The following is a 4,511-nucleotide window of genomic DNA, read 5'->3' on the forward strand; positions in this document are numbered from 1 at the left end:
CCCCCCACCGTCCGCACCTACCACCCCGAGCCGGACAGCCAGAGGCTCGCCGAGTACGTCACGCTGACCGCCCTCGGTCCGGTCCCCGACGCGCATGAGCGCGTGACGCGCTGGGTGCGGGCCCTCCGCCACCTGCACGGGGCGGACATCGACACGAACCCCGGACGCGCCGCCGAGTTCCGGCCGCTGCTGCACGGGCTCGCCGCCACCGAGCGCCTCCGCCTCGCCGCCGACAGCACCGCCCCGCCGCTGACGTGGGACGTGCTGGTCCAGGAGACACGCACCTGGCTGGAGAACCAGACCGGAGTCGCGCACAGAGCGGCAATCGACCCGGCCGAGATCCGGACCATGCTGCTCCGCAACGACATGGACGAGGCCCGCACCCACGGACTGGCCTCCGGCGTGCCGCACCGCTCCGCCGCACCCCACCCGATACAGACGGACTCCGACGGCGACTCCCCCATGGCCGACTCGCCGAGCGAGCCGGGCTGGGAGCCCGTCGACCCGGGCCTGTACCAGCCGGAGAGCCACGAGGCGATCGCCGAGATCGGCCGGATGAGCAGCGACGAACGCGCCGTGTACGCGAGCGACCCCGCCCGCGTCGCCGCACTCCGGGCGCGGCTGACCGTTCCGCAGTTCAGCGAGGCCGCCGCCGCTCTCATGCTGCACCTGGCCCCCGGCGTGGAACGCCCCGCCGCCGCCCGCCACGTGGCCCGGCGCCGCCTCGCCGACATCCTCCGCGGCAACCACGGCCTGGCCGACCTCATGCTCCGCGCGAAGGTCCGCTTCGTCGTCATGGCACGGTCCCAATCGCTGAGGGCCACCGCGCCGGTCCACCGCCAGCTGCGCACCGAGAAGACCGATGGCGTCGACTGGGACGCCGTCCGGGGCGTCACCAACAACCGGACGGTGATGGTCGGTGAGGAGAACCTCGTCGGCGAACGCTCGTACTTCCAGCAGTACCAGCCCGGTCAGTCCGTACTTGCCCACGAGACGGCCCACGCGATTCACAACATCCTGCGCGACTACCAGGGGCCGGAAAAGCTCTACACCACCGGAATGCGGGTCATCCAGTCGGCGTTCGACGCGGCCATGGCGAAGGAGAACGCGCGGACCGCCCGCATCGAGCAGAAGGTCGCCGCCTTCCGCGGGGCGCCCGACGAGATCGCACGGACACGGGCCGTCATCGCCGCGCACCGGGGCGAGGGCGCCGCCTGGCCGAACGGCGAATTCCGGACCTTCAGCGAGAACGGTCAGTGGAGCACTGAGAACTACTCCGCGCGCAATGTCAAGGAGTTCTTCGCCGAACTGAGCATGGCCTGGCTCGGCACCAACCACGGCAACGACGGCTACACCACCGAGCCCCGCAACAACGGCTCGGACTGGGTGCGTGCCAACTACCGGCCCGCGATGGTCAAGCTGCTCACCTTCCTCTACGGCCACCGGGTCGAACCCGCCCGGGACGACGGCGGGAACGTGGTGCCCGGCTCCCTCGACATCCCCGACGACAACCCGATGCCGAGCGTCCGCGCCGACAACGCCAGGTTCGAGCAAGCCGGGCAGTTCTGGGCCAGGATCGAAGCGAACGAGCGGTGGCTGGCACAGCTCACCGACGTCTTCGGTCCGGGCCTGCGCTCCGACCAGGCGCGGCTCGCCGACTACAGGGAACTGTTCACGGCCGGCGAGCGGCTGCGCGCCGCCGACCCGGCGCACGGGCCGCGCCCGGCCGACCTCGACTCGCTCGTCCGCGAGGTACTCCAGCGCCACAGCGGCGACCTCACGCCCGCGCACGTCACCGAGGCGCTGGAATCGATCCGCGACGGCCGCACGGACAGCGTCAAGACCCTCACCGAGGTGGCCGCGGTGCGGCTGCACAGCATGGACGTCCTCGCCGGCACGGAGCTGCGCGCGGCCGACGGCAGCGCCCAGGGCCGCTCGCTCAGCCGCCCGCCCACCGCCCTCAGGCTGGACGAGACGGCGGCGCTGCGGGCCGACGGCACCGTGGAACGCCGGCCCGCGCCGTGGCGGCAGCCGCCCGAGGCCGTCGACGTCATGAGCACTGCTGAGGGCCGCTACCGCGTCCGCACCGAGGAGGTCAGCCTGGCCGTCCTCGTCGAACTGGTCGCGGGCGACCCGGAACGCGACAGCGGGATGCCCGCCGCGTTCGTGCTGACCCGGCCCGACCCGGGCCAGCGCCTCGCCATCGCGCTCGCCAAGGCGACCGACGTCCGCGTCTGGTCCAGCGACGGCCTGGACTACCGTCCCTCCGCCGGGGACCCGAGCCGTTCCGCGCTCACCCTGGCCCGGGGTGCGCAGTGGGTGCCCACCGATCCCCCCTCGTCCGCCGTCGCCGCACAGGGGTCGCTGACACTCGTCAACAACACCGTCTTCGCCGACTCCCGCTTCCTCAGCCGGCCGCTGCTGTCGAACGACGGCCAGCACCAGGTGGGCCGCAACCTCGCCCCGAACCAGCGGGTGCCGGCCGCGATGATCACCCAGTGGACGACCGCGGTGACCCACCATCTCCAGTCGACCCGGGGCACCACCGGTACGCCACCGCCGTTCGTCCTCATCGGCGACGGGGCGAATGCGCAGCCGATGCTCCACGTCCGCGGCGACCAGCGCCCCTGGCCCGCCACGCCGGCACAGACGGTGGAGCTGCTGGGACGCACCCAGATCCTGCGCGACCTCCCCAACCACTCGGGCATCCTGCTGCTCTGGCCCGAGCTGGGCCACTTGACGTCGCCGGACCCGCTGACGTCGCCGCTACCCGCCCAGCTCCTGGCCAACGCGACGAGCAGCATCGTCTTCGTGCCCCAGCCCTCGGCGCCCGGACGGCCGCCGACACCAGTGGAGGTGCGTCCGGAACCCAACTCGCTGCGGATCGCGGCGATCAAGACGTTGACCGCGCTCGGGCCGGTGCAGCGCGCCGACGAACGTGTCCTGCGCTGGGTGCGGGCCTCACGCCAGCTGTTCGGCCGGGACATCGACACCAATCCGGCCCGGAACGACGAGTTCGAGAAGCGGATGCACGGCTTCGCCGCGCTGGAACGGAGCAGGCTCAGCGTCAGCCCGACCGCGCCGCCGCTCTCCGCAGCCGACTTCCATGCGCGCGTCACCAGCCATCGGGCCACCATGGCGTCCGGGACCACCCCCGTAGCCGCCGCGATCGCACTGCTCGACGGACTCGCCGACCACGAGTTCGGGGTCCATCGCACGATGAACGCGATGGACGCGGGGCCCTCGACGCAGCCCGCCGCACCGGCACGGCGGCGCGCGAAACCGCGCGATCCGCGGCTGTACCAGCCGGAGAGCCACGAGGCGATCGCCGAGATCGGCCGGCTGAGCAGTGACGAACGCGCCGTCTACGCCGGCGACTCCGCGCGGGTCGCCGCGCTGCGCGCGCAGCTGACGCCCCCACAGTTCAGCGAGGCCGCCGCAGCCCTGATGCTGCACCTCGCCCCCGGCGTCGAACGCCCCGCCGCCGCCCGCCACGCAGCCCGCCGCCGCCTCGCCGACATCCTCCGCGACAACCACGACGTGATCGACATGCTCCTCGGGCGCGGGACCCGTTTTCTGGTCATGGCCCGCGGCATCTCTCTCAACGACACCGCTCCCGGCCACCTGTCGCGGCGCAGGAACCAGGTGGCGTCCGACATCCCCTGGAGCTCGATCCGCGGGGCGACCACCCAGACCACCGTCATCCTGGGCGAGGAGAACCTGCTGGGCGAACGCTCCTACTTCCAGGAGGCCCCCGAGGGCTTCTCGCTCCTCACGCACGAGGCCGGCCACGCCGTGCACAACGCGCTGCTCTCCTACCGGGGCACCGACGAGCAGCTGGCCACTGCCGGCAAAGTGATCCAGGAGACGTACGACGCGTTCCGCGCGATCGAGAAGGAGCGCCGCGACCGCATCGAGGCGGCCATCGACGCGGTGCGGGGTGCCCCCGACGAGTACGCGCGGACCGACAAGATCATCGAGGCGGAGCGGGGCACCGGCGCCCCCTGGCCCAACGGCGAGTACCGCAGGTTCAACACCGACGGCACCTGGAGCGAGGTCAACTACTCCGCGAGCAACGTCCACGAGTTCTTCGCCGAGCTGACCGGCGCCTGGATCGGCACCAACCACGGCGTCGACCCTTTCGCCCGAGGGGAGCGCAGAAACGGCGCGCGGTGGGCCGCCGAAGCCATGCCGGAGCCCATGGTGGCGCTGCTCAAGCGCCTCTACGGCGACCGGACCACCGCCGATACCGGCAGCGCGGCGACCGACGGCACGACCCCACCCCTGTTCCCGACGCCGCCCGGCGACAACCCGCTCGCCGCCACCGCCGCGGAGAACGAGGGCCTCGACGCCTTCCGGTCTCTCTGGGAACAGATGGACGGTTCGCAGCAGTGGGGCTTTCCGCTCGCCGAGGTCTACGGCCGCGAACTGACCCGCGACCGCACGCGGTTCGCGGAGCTGATGGGGCTCTTCCAGCTCGGTGAGCAGCTGCGTGCGGCCGACCCCGCGCG

Annotated in this window: 1 protein-coding gene; it reads left to right on the top strand. The window is 72.5% G+C overall.

Annotation, left to right across the window (positions count from 1 at the left end; genetic code table 11):
- Positions 1 to 4,511, top strand: a 4,511-nt coding sequence (locus E0D90_RS26820) for a hypothetical protein (protein ID WP_227870449.1), incomplete at both ends; no start/stop codon positions are given.

It is taken from the genome of Streptomyces otsuchiensis (assembly GCF_004305975.1).
Classification (GTDB): Bacteria; Actinomycetota; Actinomycetes; order Streptomycetales; family Streptomycetaceae; genus Streptomyces; species Streptomyces otsuchiensis.